This is a genomic window from Fusibacter sp. QWL-12, from assembly GCF_058683495.1.
Genome location: NZ_CM178745.1, coordinates 2,832,280 through 2,847,268, shown reverse-complemented (window position 1 = coordinate 2,847,268; position 14,989 = coordinate 2,832,280). Strand labels below are relative to the sequence as shown.

At 37.3% G+C, this 14,989-nt stretch carries 14 protein-coding genes and 1 other annotated feature; of the genes, 3 read left to right on the top strand and 11 right to left on the bottom strand.

The features are described from left to right. Nucleotides 1–9: 9 nt before the first annotated feature. The 4 genes from AC4PID_RS13610 to AC4PID_RS13595 all read right to left on the bottom strand — a co-directional run bounded on the left by AC4PID_RS13610 (nt 10) and on the right by AC4PID_RS13595 (nt 5,038). Complete coding sequence (locus tag AC4PID_RS13610) at nt 10–918, bottom strand: bifunctional enoyl-CoA hydratase/phosphate acetyltransferase (protein WP_492132556.1); 909 nt, start codon at nt 916–918, stop codon at nt 10–12. A gap of 331 nt (nt 919–1,249) precedes the next feature. Continuing rightward, nucleotides 1,250–2,392 (bottom strand): tetratricopeptide repeat protein, encoded by a 1,143-nt coding sequence (locus AC4PID_RS13605; RefSeq protein ID WP_492132555.1) that lies wholly within the window; start codon nt 2,390–2,392, stop codon nt 1,250–1,252. Nucleotides 2,393–2,438: 46 nt separating this feature from the next. After that, on the bottom strand, nt 2,439–3,260 hold the full coding sequence (locus tag AC4PID_RS13600) for an NAD(+)/NADH kinase (RefSeq protein ID WP_492132554.1): 822 nt from the start codon (nt 3,258–3,260) through the stop codon (nt 2,439–2,441). Nucleotides 3,261–3,262: 2 nt separating this feature from the next. Then, nucleotides 3,263–5,038: a B12-binding domain-containing radical SAM protein gene (locus AC4PID_RS13595; protein ID WP_492132553.1), complete on the bottom strand. Its 1,776-nt coding sequence runs from the start codon at nt 5,036–5,038 to the stop codon at nt 3,263–3,265. A gap of 131 nt (nt 5,039–5,169) precedes the next feature. On the opposite strand from AC4PID_RS13595, the gene AC4PID_RS13590 reads away from it, so the two are divergent. Both AC4PID_RS13590 and AC4PID_RS13585 read left to right on the top strand, forming a co-directional pair. Further along, nucleotides 5,170–5,673, top strand: coding sequence for a hypothetical protein (locus tag AC4PID_RS13590; protein ID WP_492132552.1), 504 nt, complete (start codon nt 5,170–5,172; stop codon nt 5,671–5,673). Between the two features lie 19 nt (nt 5,674–5,692). Next, nucleotides 5,693–6,055, top strand: a complete 363-nt coding sequence (locus AC4PID_RS13585) for a response regulator (RefSeq protein ID WP_492132551.1) — start codon at nt 5,693–5,695, stop codon at nt 6,053–6,055. 202 nt (nt 6,056–6,257) lie between these two features. Here AC4PID_RS13585 and AC4PID_RS13580 read toward each other — a convergent pair whose 3' ends face one another. The 5 genes from AC4PID_RS13580 to argS all read right to left on the bottom strand — a co-directional run bounded on the left by AC4PID_RS13580 (nt 6,258) and on the right by argS (nt 11,034). Further along, entirely contained in the window at nt 6,258–7,154 is an 897-nt protein-coding gene (locus tag AC4PID_RS13580) for a thiamine pyrophosphate-dependent enzyme (RefSeq protein ID WP_492132550.1), read from the bottom strand. Then, entirely contained in the window at nt 7,151–8,335 is a 1,185-nt protein-coding gene (locus AC4PID_RS13575; protein WP_492132549.1) for a transketolase C-terminal domain-containing protein, read from the bottom strand. Before AC4PID_RS13575 ends, AC4PID_RS13580 begins: the two co-directional genes overlap by 4 nt. Further along, the gene (locus AC4PID_RS13570) at nt 8,335–8,637 is read right to left on the bottom strand and encodes a 4Fe-4S binding protein (RefSeq protein ID WP_492132548.1); all 303 of its coding nucleotides are present in this window, start codon (nt 8,635–8,637) and stop codon (nt 8,335–8,337) included. Before AC4PID_RS13570 ends, AC4PID_RS13575 begins: the two co-directional genes overlap by 1 nt. After that, nucleotides 8,637–9,167, bottom strand: coding sequence for a 2-oxoacid:acceptor oxidoreductase family protein (locus AC4PID_RS13565; protein WP_492132547.1), 531 nt, complete (start codon nt 9,165–9,167; stop codon nt 8,637–8,639). The genes AC4PID_RS13570 and AC4PID_RS13565 overlap by 1 nt, the downstream gene beginning before the upstream one ends. 166 nt (nt 9,168–9,333) lie before the next feature. Next, a complete protein-coding gene (gene argS / locus AC4PID_RS13560; RefSeq protein WP_492132546.1) occupies nt 9,334–11,034 on the bottom strand; it encodes an arginine--tRNA ligase in 1,701 nt (566 codons plus the stop codon). A 37-nt stretch (nt 11,035–11,071) separates the two neighbouring features. Next, nucleotides 11,072–11,262, bottom strand: a binding site (T-box leader). 164 nt (nt 11,263–11,426) lie between these two features. On the opposite strand from argS, the gene AC4PID_RS13555 reads away from it, so the two are divergent. Next, the gene (locus AC4PID_RS13555; protein ID WP_492132545.1) at nt 11,427–12,254 is read left to right on the top strand and encodes a rhomboid family intramembrane serine protease; all 828 of its coding nucleotides are present in this window, start codon (nt 11,427–11,429) and stop codon (nt 12,252–12,254) included. 1 nt (nt 12,255) lies between these two features. On the opposite strand, the gene pxpB is transcribed toward AC4PID_RS13555, so the two are convergent. Further along, complete coding sequence (pxpB, locus tag AC4PID_RS13550; RefSeq protein ID WP_492132544.1) at nt 12,256–14,244, bottom strand: 5-oxoprolinase subunit PxpB; 1,989 nt, start codon at nt 14,242–14,244, stop codon at nt 12,256–12,258. Next, nucleotides 14,241–14,987, bottom strand: coding sequence for a LamB/YcsF family protein (locus AC4PID_RS13545; protein WP_492132543.1), 747 nt, complete (start codon nt 14,985–14,987; stop codon nt 14,241–14,243). The genes pxpB and AC4PID_RS13545 overlap by 4 nt, the downstream gene beginning before the upstream one ends. Between the last annotated feature and the right edge of the window lie 2 nt (nt 14,988–14,989).

Genomic DNA, 14,989 nt, shown 5'->3' with positions numbered 1-14,989 from the left:
TCTAAACAATTAACTGTTCATTGAAATAACTGATCCAAGAGCGATTGAATACAGTTTCGCCTCATAACTGTCTGCTCTTGAAGTTAAAACTACTGGTACCTTAGCACCCATAATGATTCCTGCGGATTCTGCACCCGCCAAGTAAGTCAATGTTTTACCAATACCATTGCCAACTTCGATGGTAGGCACAAGTAAAATATCAACATCACCTGATACTTCGCTCTTAAATTTCTTAATTGCAGCTGCATCTTTTGAAATTGCTAAGTCAAGTGCCAATGGCCCTTCTACAATTGCGTTTGGTCCAAAATGACCTTGCTCACATAATTCTTGTAGTTTTCTAGCGTCAACTGTAGTAGGCATCTTTTCTGAAACTTTTTCTTTAGCCGCAATAGCTGCTACCTTTACAACTTTGTTGCCAAGTGCTTTACAAGCATCAATTGCATTTTCTGTAATTTTGACCTTTTCGTCAAATGAAGGTTCAATATTCATGCCACCATCTGTAAGATAGATTAATTTATGATAATGTGGTACTTCATAAATCATTACATGACTTAGTAAACGATCTGTTCTTAGGCCATATTCTTTGTCCAATACTGCTTTTAATAAAATTGCAGTATCGATAAGACCCTTCATAAGAAAATCACCTTTACCTTCTGAAACAAGCTTGACTGAAAACCTTGCTGCTTCATATAAATCGGTAATGTCGTGAATTTCATAATTTGAAACTTCTAAACCTTGTCTGTCGGCAATGGCTAGAATTTCATTTTTGTCACCAACTAGAATCGGATCGATAATTTTATCGGTTGCGGCTTTACAAATTGCCCCAAGAACATCCTCATCATGTGCAGCAGCAACGACTAACTTCATCGTTTTCCCTTGTTTAGCTGCATCAACCAACATTTCAAGTTTTGTAATCATAATTTCACCTTTTACATATTTTTTAGATGTGTTCAACAAAAATTTTAATCTCAACTCATTCTACTATAAATTTTTGAAAGCTTCAATACAATTAGTAAATTTCTATGCCTTAGACTGTTAAAATTTCTTCAGACTTTATATTATACACACCAAAGCAAAGAATGGCTCTTTAAACGAATTACTCAAAACAAAAGAGCTAATAAAAACCCTAAAGGATCTTATCAGCTCTTGATTTTGCATTTATTTATTTATTCACTTCATTCCACAACACAACTACACCACATAAAAGTGAGTCTCTTTGTAATAATTCTCTTAAATCATTTTTTCTGAATTACATCAGTTTTTTATTGATGTGATCCAGCCACATTTTAGCAACCTCATCGTCAGGTGCTAATTCATGTGCTTTATCAAACAACCTTCTTGCCTCATCTAAATCGCCTCTATGGAAATGGACGATACCAAGATTGCATACAAGCTCGCTATTTTGAGGAGATAATCGAATTGCTTCTTTATAGTATCTTTCGGCTTCATTAAAATCGCCCAATGACAATAAGCAAATCCCAATCTCATTCATGGTTTGAATATGACCTGTATTTAATGTCATGACCTTTAAAAAATAGCCTAGTGCATCTTCGTATTGCTCAAGCATTCGATAACCAACACCGATGAAGAACAGTAAATTCCACCATTCATCATGTTCATCTTCAAGTGTTTTTAGGATTTCTAATCCTTCCTCAACTCTACCAGATAAAATCATCCCATATCCACGTTCATAAGCGGCTTTGTCTTTAACTCTGCCTAAACCAACAGCTATTTCTTCTCTCATTTCATCTGAAATACCAAGTTGAAGCGCTTTGATCCAATGAGTTTCTGCCTGTAGGTACTTTTCTTCATTATAATAAAGAAATCCCAAACTAAAATGTGCCAACTCAAAATCGTCATCTATAGCAAGACAAGATTCAAAACAGCTAATAGCCAATCGACGAAGTTCTTCTCTTTCTTCATTTATTGATAAATCTTCAAAAGCCCTACCCATATTATATAACGCATCTAAATTATCAGGATCAATCGCATTGACGGCACTAAAATAAAGGATTGCATTTGCGTATTGCTTGCTTTCAGCATAATTTATCCCATCCACTAAGAGTGAACCAGCCAAATTTAAATCGCCATATGCTTTCACTCGATTAAGAGAAACCAACATATTTTTATAAAGCTCGTAGGTTTCTATGGTTGATCTTGAACCAACGATATAAACCAAACCTTTAATTAGTCCCACCGTTGGTATGACCTCTAAATCACCGGTTTTAATATTTTTAGCCAAATCATCTAGATAAACTGGTAATGAAATATTCTCTGGCATTTCAATCCCGTCGATATTCAACTGATGCGTTTCCTTAAGCTCAATAAAAACCACTTCATTAACGAATCGGTCCAATAATTTATTTAGGATTTGGTCAAATTTTGTATGCATAACGTCCTCTTTCTAATAATTCTGATTTGAAAATTATAAACTCAACTTATTCTAGAACTCTTCTAATGTTCTTGTCGATTATCTTTCTTTTATATAAGTCAAAGTAATCAAACTCATCCGAACGAATAACATCAATGGTCATATCCGGTGCAACCTTAACGTGAATGTCTTCAATGTATTCGTTAGATAATTTAATCCCATCACATGCCACGATGACCTTTCTCTTATGTGCTTTAATGATATTAATATCCAAACAGGTTTGAATTGGAACGATCATAGTGGAACTCATAGGTCGGTTCACACTATTATCATTAGGTGTCAAAGGTGTAATTTGATAGACTGGTATATCTGAATGTACAACAGCACCACCCGCCCAAATCGCATAGCCCGTCGCCCCCATAGGTGTCGATACGATTAAGCCATCACCAGTAAAGTAGTTAAACGGCTTCGAATCGAGATAAACTTTCGCTTCCATAAGTTTAGGCTCAACGTGCTTAATGGTGATTTCATTAAACGCAAAATCAGTATAAATTTCACCACTTAGCGTTTTCGTATTTACCATTAATAAAGGATATGACATAATTCTGTAGTTCTTAGAATCTAGAACATCAAAGATTTTCTCTAGGTTATCCGGCATAATTGTCGTTAAAAATCCAAGTGTACCTGTGTCAATGCCAACAAAGGGCTTTTTCAAATGTCTGTACTTTCTGATAGCACTTAGCATCGTTCCATCACCACCGATAACGATAATCACATCTGGTTGATCCGAAACGATTTGCTTTCCTTTTGATAGTAATAATTCTGTCAAAGCCTTCTTAACATTCATCGAATCCGCTTTTATATTATGATGTATCAGTACTTTCTCCATATTCAATCACCCTTTTCAGTAAAATAGTTTTCATCCAGCCTATATGCTTTGATATTGCTATCCTGATGATAGTCAAACATAACGACACTAAGGTTTTCATTTAACGTTTTAAACCCGGTTTCAATTAAAGTCATTATATCATAAGTAAGTGTAATAAATTCTAGATTTTTCAGTAACTGCTTTGCAGGTACATCACTACAACTAAAATACTGTGTTTGGAAGTTGTTGTCTTTAAGCAGTTCTAGTCTTCGTTGATTAAATTGTGGCAATTCAACATAGTTAAACAGCTCTTTCTGCCCCTTTAGATTTGCAGCGTAGTAGTCGTATTTCAAAAGATCTTTAATAATAGTTCCATTAAACTGATTTGATATGCCGAACTCAAATAGGATTTCATATAGTCGATAAACGCCTACAGGTGAATTAAAGTAGCCTCTTTCTAAATAATAATCTGAAAGCTTTAGATAAAATTGACTTGGCGACAATTTCATCTTCTTCATTAAAAACGCCAAAGTAATTTTAAACTTACCCGAATTATAATAGGATTCAACTAAAGATTCTATTTCTTTTAAGCGGCACATTTCAGAATAAGATAAGTACCTGTTCTGCATAACTTCATAAGGTGCATACTCTTTTACGACATATTCATGTAAATCTCTTTGTCGATCAATTAGTGTGCCCTTTAAAATCTTTAAAAATCCCAATTGTAACTGCTCTGCACCAATTTCATAGACTTGATCAAAAGACTTTAGAAAACGGTCAAAGCCTTCATATGGTAGCCCCGCGATCAAATCTACATGCAGGTGTATGGTCTTCAGCGCTATTACTTTTTTACACGCCTCACGTACTTTTTCAAACTGAATTGGTCTTTTGATTGAAAATAGAGTATCTTCATTTGTGGTTTGAATGCCGACTTCAAACTGAAAAAGACCTGGTCTAGCTTTTTGCAACACTTCAAAATAGGCTTCATTTAAAAGTGATGCAGTGATTTCAAAGTGAAAATTTGTAATGCCATTATCCCTTTCAATTAAATACTTTAAGATAGGAATGGCATGTTTCTTATTGGCATTAAAGGTACGATCGACAAATTTGACTTGTGGCACTTTTGCCTCTAAAAATCGTTCCAAATCAGCAAAGACGCGATCAAGAGAGAAATTTCTCACACCTTTTTCAGCTGATGACAAGCAATAAGAACAGCTATAAGGACACCCTCTCGAACTTTCATAATATAAAATTCGATTATCTAAGAGCTGCTCATTTGTATATGGAAATGGAACGATATCCAAATTGGCAATTAACGCCCGCTCATGATTTGCTATAACCTTATCATTTCTTCTATAAATGATACCTTCAGTTTCTTCCTCAGCGATTTCAAACCCTACTGAATCAATCAATCGAATGAATTCAACAAAAGTTACTTCACCCTCTCCAACCAACACGCCATCTAGGTAAGCATAATGACTTAACTTTACTTCAGCATCGTAGCTCACTTCTGGCCCGCCAAAATAAATTTTCGTATTGCGATTAATTTTCCTAAAATCGGAGAATAATATGTTTAGAGCATCAATGTTCCAAATATATGCTGAAACAAAGATGGCATCGTAGTCATTACGAATGATATCCCTTAAAATATTGTCCATTTCATTATTAATGGTATACTCTTTCACATCAATCTGTTTTGCAACTTCAGGGATTTCTTGAGTGGCAAACTGATACAAATAATGAATGGCAAGATTAGTATGAATGTATTTTGAATTCAAAGACATTAAAAGTATTTTCATTATAACCTCACTATAATTACGAATTACACGAACTTATATTCGTGAATTAATCTATAGTATACCATGAAAAATCCTCTAATGATTAACTGAATTAATATGTTATACTGTATATAAGCGATAAGGAGGTAATTATGTCGATCATGTCCTCACGTCTCATAAGACACGAGATTTGTAAAGATGAGTTAAAGAACCTCGGGGCACGGTATATAGATATTGAAGGCATCATGTTCTTAGTTAAATTTAAATATGAAGCTTATAAGATAACTTATGCCTATCATATCACCGAGAATAATACCTATTATCTTGAAAGATTACAGCCTTATTTTCTCGGAATAGGCGAGTATAATTCTGAAGAAGAAATCGTGGAAGTCATCAAAGTGGATTTAGAGCAATTTTTAATAGCGATGCATTCCTCAAATTTTAGTCAGTTTATAGAAATAGACAATCATCTTTCACAGTTGGTGCGTTTGTTTGAAGATTTATATCTTTATTACAATATCAGTAAAGACGATCTTGGAAAATTAGATGATAGCGTCGATGGGATATTAGAGCATATCAAAGATATAATGAAACGTTCTGCACGCGTCTACACTAAGAAAGAACCTGACATATTGAATGACTCTATCAAATTTTAAAGCGTAAAAGGGGTATAAAATGCGGATATTACACTTTGAATATAGTGATTTTTTCAGACGAGTGGTTCACGATTTAAGCGTTCGACTCGGCTATGATTACATCGGCACTCATGATGGCAGTGATTTATTTAAGCTATTAGCCAAATATGATATTGATATTGTATTTACAGGAATGGAATTATCCGATATGAATGCAGAATCGCTTATAGAACAGTTAAAAGACTCAAAATACAAGCATATTCCAGTCGTTATATTAACCTCTAGTGAAATTGCTGATATTCATAAGCGATTAAAAGAAATTGAATTTAATGACTTTCTCCTCAAAGAAAATCTTTCAAGTGAAACACTTAGAAAATGTGTCTCCAGATTTGATTCCATATAACGGTTACTTTAACTGTACTAAATCTTTAAAAATAAGGAGCTCCTGTACGTCTTTTATATATAGATGTACAAGAACTCCTTTTTTGTCTTACAATGATCCATTTTCACTGCCATTTTATAAGAAATATACTACATACAATTCTTTATCCATGACCTTACTTTGTTCACAACCATATACATGACCTTTTTTTTACGAACATTTTTTATGACCATTCTTTAATTAATCTGTCCCACTTTTCTTCTCTTAACGCCTCAATCTCTCTTATGTCATCGTCAGTCAAATGCTTAAATCTGCTTTGTGCATTTAAATAAGGTCTAACATCAGAATCTAATTTTGGTGTTTTATTGAGCATAAATTTACCATTTTCAAACTCTGCAAGATACCAAAGTCCATTGTCTACGACTTCTTTCGCAATTTCAATGGTTTTATCCGACTCATGACCCCAGCCAGTCGGGCATGGCGAAAAGACATGGATATAAGCAGGGCCATTTGCTTCTTTGGCTTTTTGAACCTTCATCATAAAGTCCTCAAGATAACCAACACTTGCGGTTGCTGCATATGCGATACCGTGAGCAGCTACGATCTCAAACATGTTCTTCTTAGGTTTTACATTACCACGAATGACTTTACCCGCCGGTGTTGTCGTCGTACTTGCACCAAATGGTGTCAAACCACTTTTCTGAATACCAGTATTCATATAGGCTTCATTATCGGTACAGATATAGATAAATTTTTCACCTCTGTCGATTGCACCAGATAATGCCTGAATGCCAATATCAGCAGTACCACCATCACCTGCAAATCCAACTGACAGTTTGTTTTTGTTTAGCGCTTTAAGACCAGCTGCTACGCCTGTTGCAACTGCTGCAGTTGATGCAAAAGGCGTGATAATTGCGTTTTGTTTAAAGGCCATGTTCGGATAGATAAAGGATACCGCTGCCATACATCCTGCTGGAAGAGATAAATAAGCATCTTCGCCAATTACCTTCAAAGCAAGTCTCAAAGCTAAGCTTTCCCCACAGCCACCACAAGCTTTATGTCCATAGAAATACTCATCTTTGGTGATCGTTCTAGCATTTATTTTAACTGGTTGACTCATAATGAACACCTCACATTATAATAGCTAACCGTATCGACGGCTTCTAAAGATGACGTAGTGCTTAGCTTTTCAAACATTTCCTCGATATTTTGCTTGGTAATGTCTCTGCCGCCAATGCCACCTATGAAGTTCAATGTTATTAGGTTTAGCCCTCTTTGTAGTAGCGCTGAGTTAACATTTGTATAAATTGTACCCTCGTAACCAAATGAAATGTTTTTATCGATAATACCAATCGCTTTAGCGCCTGCTACAGAACGAATCATAGCCTCTATTGGAAATGGTCTAACGACTCTTAGCTTTATAATACCTGCTTTTACGCCTTTACTTCTAAGCTCATCTACTACAACTCTCGCTGTACCAGTGACACTTCCAGTCGTAACCAATAAATAATCTGCATCTTCATTTTGGTAGCCTTCTAATACACCGCCATAGCTTCTGCCAAACTTTTCGTAGAAAGAGTGATCGATCTCTTCGAATACGTGAAGCGCATTAAACAATTCTTGATGCTGCTTTATTTTAAACTCCATATTATGCTGATTACCCGCGGTAATACACATACTCATTGGTTCTTCATCGTTCATCATATGTGCACTTGGTTTAAAAGGTGGCAAATATTGATCAACCGCTTCTTGACTTGGAATTGAAACTTTTTCATACGTATGTGTCAATACAAAGCCATCTAAGTTCACCATAACTGGTGCCATTACACGTTCATCTTCTGCTAGCTTAAAACTTTGAATGGTTACATCTAGAGCCTCTTGCGCATCTTCAACGAAAATTTGAACCCAACCTGAGTTTAACAGAAACATGGTATCCATTTGATCGCCGTAGATATTCCACGGTGTCGCTAGAGAGCGATTGGCATTCATCATTACGATGGGGAGTCTAGCACCCGATGCATATGGTAGGCACTCTGCCATATAAAGCAATCCTTGTGACGACGTCGCAGTAAAGGTCCTAGCACCTACCGAACTCGCGCCAATAGAGCAAGCCATCTCACTGTGTTCTGATTCAACATGCATATATTCACAATCGAGTTCTCCATTTTGGACAAAAGAAGAAATCTTTTCCACTGCTTTTGTCTGAGGTGTTATTGGATAAGCAGCTACGACATTAGGTCTAGAAAGCTTAACACCATACGCAACAGCTTCATTGCCATTTAAAAAAGCATTACGACTCATTATTTAGCCTCCTTTACCATTTCGATCACTTTGACTTTACATTCATTGGCGCAGATACCGCACCCTTTACAATAATCATAATCTATCTCGAATTTTCCATCTTCTGATTGATGAATCGCACCATCAGGGCATACGAGATAGCATCTATAACAAGCGACACATTTTTCTTTATCTATAACCGGCTTGAAAACTCGCCATCCCGCATTCATATCTGTAATATGAAAGCTTTTACAGCTTGATCCCAAAGGGTATTGGTCTAAGCGTTCAAGAATTGGTACAGGAACACGTTTAAAATCTTTCATTAGAGATTACCTCCTTTATCAAATGCAATTTCAAAGGCTTTGATATTTTTATCCGCTTGACTCGGTTTCATACTAGAACGAATGGCTTCAATACACGCCTCTTTTGTAACTGCATTTGATGCAAAAGACGCTAAAAAGCCGAGCATTACTGTATTTGCAATTGGTAATCCCAAGGTTTCAAGAGCTATTTGTGTTGCGTCGATACATTTTATACGGTCGTGCCAGCTTTCTCTTTGTGTATTAATTAGGATCATTGCATCGTTATTTTTAAGGTCATTTAAAACGACATCATCGTATAAGGTATCGTCAAGATAGACAATATAATCGCAAGTATCAATCTCACTTCTATCAGTGATTTTCTTTGAATCGATACGATTAAACCCAAGGACTGGCGCACCACGGCGTTCTGGTCCAAATGATGGAAATGCTTGTGCGTATTGTTGATCGTAAATCGAAGCTGCTACCCCTAGAAGTTTTGCGCCAGTAAAGCTACCTTGACCGCCTCTTCCATGCCATCTGATTTCAAACATAACTACACCTCTCTCAAAATAAGAAACTCTGTTTAATATGCCTCTGATATATCAGTTGCATATTAAAAATATACCATAGTTATGTTTACTATTCAATACACTAAAGCACGACTTTTATCAAAAAATTTTAAGAGCCCTACTCAAATTTGAACAGGGCTCTCATTTACTACATTTGTTCAGGTGCTTGTAAACATACTAGATACAACGCATTTTTAAGAACAATTTCTACTGCCTTAACCAGCGCAACTCTTGCCGCTTTAACTGCTTCATCATCAACCAAGATCGGATTATCATGATAAAATCTATTAAAGGACTGAGCCAGCTCTACTGCATATCTAGCAACCGTATGTGGTTCATAATTTTTGTGCGCCAATAATACCACTTCACCAAATTTAGACAAGGTTCTAACCACTGCTTTTGATGCTTCATCACTTAACACGCTGTAATCCGCAGTGACTTCGGTACTATCGCCAACTTTTCTTAAAACACTACAAGCTCTAGCATGCGTGTATTGTACATAAGGACCAGTCTCTCCTTCAAAAGATAGCGTTTTATCGAGTACAAATGAATAATCTTTCGTTCTTGAAGTATAGAGTTCTTGGAAAACGACTGCACCAACACCGATCTGACTTGCAACCACTTCTTTATTTTCAAGATTTGGATTCTTTTCATTGATAATTTCAAGTGTCTTTTCAACGGCTTTATCCAGTACGTCCTCAAGAAACGCAACGTTACCTTTACGTGTGGATAATGCGCCATCTTCTAGAGCAACCATCCCGAACTCAACGTGAATACAATCCTTATACCAATCGTAGCCCATAAGCTCAACAATCTTAATCCATTGTTGGAAGTGTAGCTTTTGCGCACTACCAACGACATAGATGTTTTTATCGAAGTTATAGTGTTCTTTTCTGTATTTAGCAGCAGCTAAGTCACGTGTTAAGTAAAGTGAAGAACCATCTTTTTTAGTAATCAACGCTGGAATTAAACCATATGGTTCTAGATTAACAATTTCAGCTCCTTCAGATTTCTCAACCAACTTTTTATCTCTTAATTCCTGAATAATCGCAGGCATTTTATCGGAATAGAAGCTTTCACCTGCGTAAGAATCAAAGGTTACGCCTAGCTTGCCGTAGACACGATTAAAGACTTTCAGCGACATGTCTTTAAACAACGTCCATAGTTCAGTTGCTTCAGCATCGCCATTTTCAAGCTTTGTAAACCATGCTCTCGCTTCATCCTCAAGCGCTGGATTGGTTTCTGCTTCTTGGTGGAATTTCACATAGATTTTAAGCAATTCTGGAATTGGATCAGCATCGATCACATCTTTGTCTCCCCAGAGCTTATAAGCTACTATGAGTTTACCAAACTGGGTGCCGTAGTCACCTAAGTGGTTAACTGCAACTGTATCATAACCTAAAAATTTATATATTCTATGAAGCGATTCACCGATCATCGTACTTCTAATATGACCCATATGGAAAGGTTTAGCGATATTTACAGAAGAATATTCAATTATCGTCTTCTTGCCTTCTCCAACATTAGATGCACCATAAGCATCTCCTAATTTAACCACTTCTTCTACTACATTTTTAGCAAACTGTTCAGCATCTACAGTAAAGTTTAAAAATCCTGCAATTGCTTCTATTTTAGAAAACAGTTCAACCGTACCCAGTGTAGCAACAAGCTCTTCCGCTATGACGTTTGGTGCTTTTCTAAACGCTTTTGCAAGCTTAAAGCATGGGAATGCATAATCTCCCATCTCTGGATTTTTCGGATGTTCTACGAGGGTGAGTATCTCATCGTAGGACATCGCATCAATTGATTCACTCAATATCTTGGCGATTGCCTCTTTGTAATTAACCATCTCTACCTCCTCAAAAAATAAAAAAATCCGCCTCTAATCAAGAGACGAATAAATCCGCGTTGCCACTCTTATTAGAAGGAATCTCCTTCTCACTCAATGTCGATAACGGGGACGACCGGCCATAGGCTTCTCATGGGCTCTCTTCAACTACATGTATTATCGGACTTCCACCAACTCCGATTCGCTTAAAAGGGACATGTGATTTACTCTTCCACTCATAGAATTTAACTAATTTGAACATAAGTTTAGCATATTTTCTAGGACAATTCAACCCATTGTTTCAGTATTTGACACGTCTGTAAAGAATTTATGAATTCATTTTGATTTTCGCACAAACGCTTAAATTCATAGTATAATCATACTATTATAAGTATGTAAAATGGAGATGACAAATGGCTAACCTTAATTATTATAAGAATAAAATTAAAAATGCGACCTTAACAGAAATTCTCATTGGCGTTAACATCATCATGTTTTTACTCACTCAGCTCATCGATATGACAGGTGGCAACGGTTTACTTAAGCTTGGGGCAAAAGTAAATCCATTGATTGGATTGGGTGAATACTGGCGCTTGCTGACAGCGATGTTCCTTCACGCAGACATCATGCACCTTGTTTTTAATATGCTTGCGCTATATATTTTTGGTAGAGACATCGAACGCTTCTTTGGCAAGAAGAAGTTTTTGTTGATTTACTTTATATCAGGACTGGTCGGCTCAGCTGCGAGCTTCGTTCTTGTTGAAGGCATGTCAGTTGGTGCCTCAGGTGCTATCTTTGGTTTAATGGGCGCCAACTTATATCTATACAAATTAAACCCTATGGTATACAAACGTATTTATGGACGAGACATGATTATTCTTATCGTCGTCAACCTAGTGATTGGTCTTATAAGGCCTAACATTGATATGGCAGGTCATATCGGTGGCTTAATCGGTGGTTTTGTGGTTGCAAGCGCAGTGGGCATCAATCATATGAAGTTATTTTCAATGAAGCGTCTGCCTTATTATGTCCTCGCTGTCATTCTACTCATTGCACCTATCGCCGGTGGAACATATCGCATTCAATCAGATGACACGATGTTCGTCTCAGGAGCTTATTACTATTATACAGAAGGGAGAATTGAAAAATCCCTTTCCATTATCGAAAAGGGACTTAAGGTTCATCCGGATCAAGAGGATCTACTGTATATGAAGAGCATCCTAACCCAAAATAGCAATTGATTTAATCGTCTTTTCTTTCAACTAACACGTGATACACAGCGCTTGAATTATCATATTTAAGCGCTATTTTTTTTGTTTCTGAAACGCCTTGCATGTCTTCCCAAATAATCAAATCCTCTAAGCTGTTACTGATATTGGTGTAAACTGTTTTATTTGTGTTATTTGTCAGATTTGCAAACTCGACAAACTCAATTTGATCCCCTGGCTTCGCCTGTGCTAAAATGCCTAAATCATCATAAGCGACATTGGCTACCTTAGCATAGCCGCCTGTGGTTTGGCGTTCTGACATAAGGATAATTGGCGTTCCGTCCTGCGTGAGTTGAATCGCCCCAAATGCGATCACATCCGTTAGTATGTCCATCTTTCCAGTTGGTCTGAATGTACTACCCTCAAGGCGAATCCCCATTCGATCCGACTTCGGACTTACGATATAGGTGGTTTCTATAAACGTTTGCCATTCTAATTGAGTTAAGCGATTCTGTTGAGGCCCTGTATGCAGTCTGACTTTCTTTGTAGTGCGCGTCAAATTCTCGAAATAGTGACTTGTTTCAAAGAAAGACTGATTTATCGAACCCTTTCGCCACCCCGTTTTTGGGGATGTTGTTTTATCCTCAGGAGCTTCACCTTTATCTGTTTTTTCAGCGAAATAAATGCTGTCGCCTTCCATAAGCTTCCTTCCATTTACCCCACCCAATTTGCTTTTCAGATCCGTTGCATAAGCGTTCATAAACTGATACTGTTCATGAAATATACTGCCGAAAGCTATATAATTTCTAAGCCCATGAAGTGGTGTGTTGATTTTTAGTCGATCACCTGAACGGGCTTTATAGGTTGTCCATCTCTTTATTTTAACCTCGTTTAGATAGACATCCGCATCTGAACCAGTAATCGAAAAGGTTGTATCCTCCTCAAACTGACATTCAAATCCGCCCAGAGTTAATTCCAAAACTGGATGTGGCTTTTTTTGACCCACTAGCGCTAACGCCAATTCATAGGCAAACGGATCTGATACACCAGACTGACTCAATCCACTGCTCAAGCCTTCATACCGACCTTCATCCTGTATCGTCGTTAAAATGCCAGCTTTCAGTACTTTGATTCCCCTAAATTGAACCTGAATTTTTTCATTTGGATGATTTGTACTCTCAACATTTGAGCAAAAATTCGGTTTCTTTGTGTTATCTGCTTTTGTGTTATCTGCTTGGGTGTTATCTACTTGCGTATTTTCTACTTGCGCGTTTTCTGGTCGTGTATCAGTAGCATGGTTGTTCTGAATCTGAATCTTCTGTGGTTGGTTGCTCTGAGACAGCTTATAAAGGTCATACTGTTCTGATGTGATGGGCACAAATTTCAGCTTGTCCCCGGCCTGAATCAAACAATTGGGCTGTTGCGTCGGCGAGAACAATTCTAAAGGGGTTCTACCAATTAAATTCCACCCACCAGGAGAAGGGACTGTATAGATACCCGTTTGTCGATCTGCGATTCCGACAGCACCCGAATCAACCTTCACTCTTGGTTGCTCAAGTCTAGGTGTGGTTAACTCTGAACTCAGCCCACCGAGATAGGGAAATCCAGCAGCAAACCCCAAAAAGTAGACATGATACTCGGTCTCAGAGTGCTTGCGAATCACCTCTGAGACTGTGAGTTTGCCCGTCTTTGCAACCTTTTCTAAATCAGGACCATCGTAACAAACTGGGATTTCTACCGTTCTTGACTGGATAACGCTATCCGCTGGTTTAGAAAGATATTTTAGTAATTCAGCTTCGATCTCTGAAGCGTCCACAACATACGGATCAAAATGTATCGCTACCATATGATAGGTGTTCTGAACTGCTTGGATACCTTTGATGCCTTTGCTATCTTTGCTTCCTTTGATGTTAGCCCGCTCTAACTGCATTTTCATCCAGACGATTTTTTCATTTAGCTGCTCATCGATGACCTCATCAAAATATAAAGCAAGTGTTCTTTCATTTAGATTCATGACTCTCATATTAGTTCAACGCCACTTTCAATCAATTGAGTTCTTAAAAATGAAGCGTGCTCAGCCGCATTGGGTTGATCACCATGTATACAAATGGTATCTGCTTTCAGTTTGATGATTTCTCCTGTATGCGCCGTGAGTTCACCGGTTTTAAGAAGTGAAATAATTCTTTGACCAGCAAAGTGAAGATCGGTTAACATTGCATCTGAAAGCTCTCTTGATACAAGTGTGCCAGCAGCCGTATAGTTTCGATCGTAAAAAACTTCAGAATAATATCGCATATTAAGCGACTCACAAACTTTTTCTGTGATGCTTCCAGAAAGGACATACAGGATTAAGCTTTCATCAAATGCCTTTACACTTTCTACATAGGCTCTTGATAGTGCTTCGCTTTCGGCGACCTGATTGTATAACGCACCGTGTAATTTAACGTGATGTATCTTCGCTTGTTGCAAAGCGCAGATACCATAAAGGGCTCCTAGTTGATAGGAAACAAGCGATTTTAAGCTTTTTTCAGTTATGACTTGCTTGCGTCTCCCAAAGCCATGTAAATCATAAAATCCAACATGTGCACCAATTTTAACCTGATGCTGAATACATAGCGCGATGGTCTCTGACATAATATCATAATCTCCTGCATGAAAACCACAAGCGATATTTGCAGATGAAATCAACGGAATCAGAGATGCATCCTCACCCACCTTAAAGTTGCCATAGCTTTCACCCACATCAGAATTTAAATCCACTCTCATAA

Excerpts from the sequence above, each read along its gene's own strand:
- AC4PID_RS13610 (WP_492132556.1), bottom strand. The coding sequence starts at position 918 with ATGATTACAAAACTTGAAATGTTGGTTGATGCAGCTAAACAAGGGAAA.
- AC4PID_RS13605 (WP_492132555.1), bottom strand. The coding sequence starts at position 2,392 with ATGCATACAAAATTTGACCAAATCCTAAATAAATTATTGGACCGATTC.
- AC4PID_RS13600 (WP_492132554.1), bottom strand. The coding sequence starts at position 3,260 with ATGGAGAAAGTACTGATACATCATAATATAAAAGCGGATTCGATGAAT.
- AC4PID_RS13595 (WP_492132553.1), bottom strand. The coding sequence starts at position 5,038 with ATGAAAATACTTTTAATGTCTTTGAATTCAAAATACATTCATACTAAT.
- AC4PID_RS13590 (WP_492132552.1), top strand. The coding sequence starts at position 5,170 with ATGTCGATCATGTCCTCACGTCTCATAAGACACGAGATTTGTAAAGAT.
- AC4PID_RS13585 (WP_492132551.1), top strand. The coding sequence starts at position 5,693 with ATGCGGATATTACACTTTGAATATAGTGATTTTTTCAGACGAGTGGTT.
- AC4PID_RS13580 (WP_492132550.1), bottom strand. The coding sequence starts at position 7,154 with ATGAGTCAACCAGTTAAAATAAATGCTAGAACGATCACCAAAGATGAG.
- AC4PID_RS13575 (WP_492132549.1), bottom strand. The coding sequence starts at position 8,335 with ATGAGTCGTAATGCTTTTTTAAATGGCAATGAAGCTGTTGCGTATGGT.
- AC4PID_RS13570 (WP_492132548.1), bottom strand. The coding sequence starts at position 8,637 with ATGAAAGATTTTAAACGTGTTCCTGTACCAATTCTTGAACGCTTAGAC.
- AC4PID_RS13565 (WP_492132547.1), bottom strand. The coding sequence starts at position 9,167 with ATGTTTGAAATCAGATGGCATGGAAGAGGCGGTCAAGGTAGCTTTACT.
- argS (WP_492132546.1), bottom strand. The coding sequence starts at position 11,034 with ATGGTTAATTACAAAGAGGCAATCGCCAAGATATTGAGTGAATCAATT.
- AC4PID_RS13555 (WP_492132545.1), top strand. The coding sequence starts at position 11,427 with ATGGCTAACCTTAATTATTATAAGAATAAAATTAAAAATGCGACCTTA.
- pxpB (WP_492132544.1), bottom strand. The coding sequence starts at position 14,244 with ATGAGAGTCATGAATCTAAATGAAAGAACACTTGCTTTATATTTTGAT.
- AC4PID_RS13545 (WP_492132543.1), bottom strand. The coding sequence starts at position 14,987 with ATGAGAGTGGATTTAAATTCTGATGTGGGTGAAAGCTATGGCAACTTT.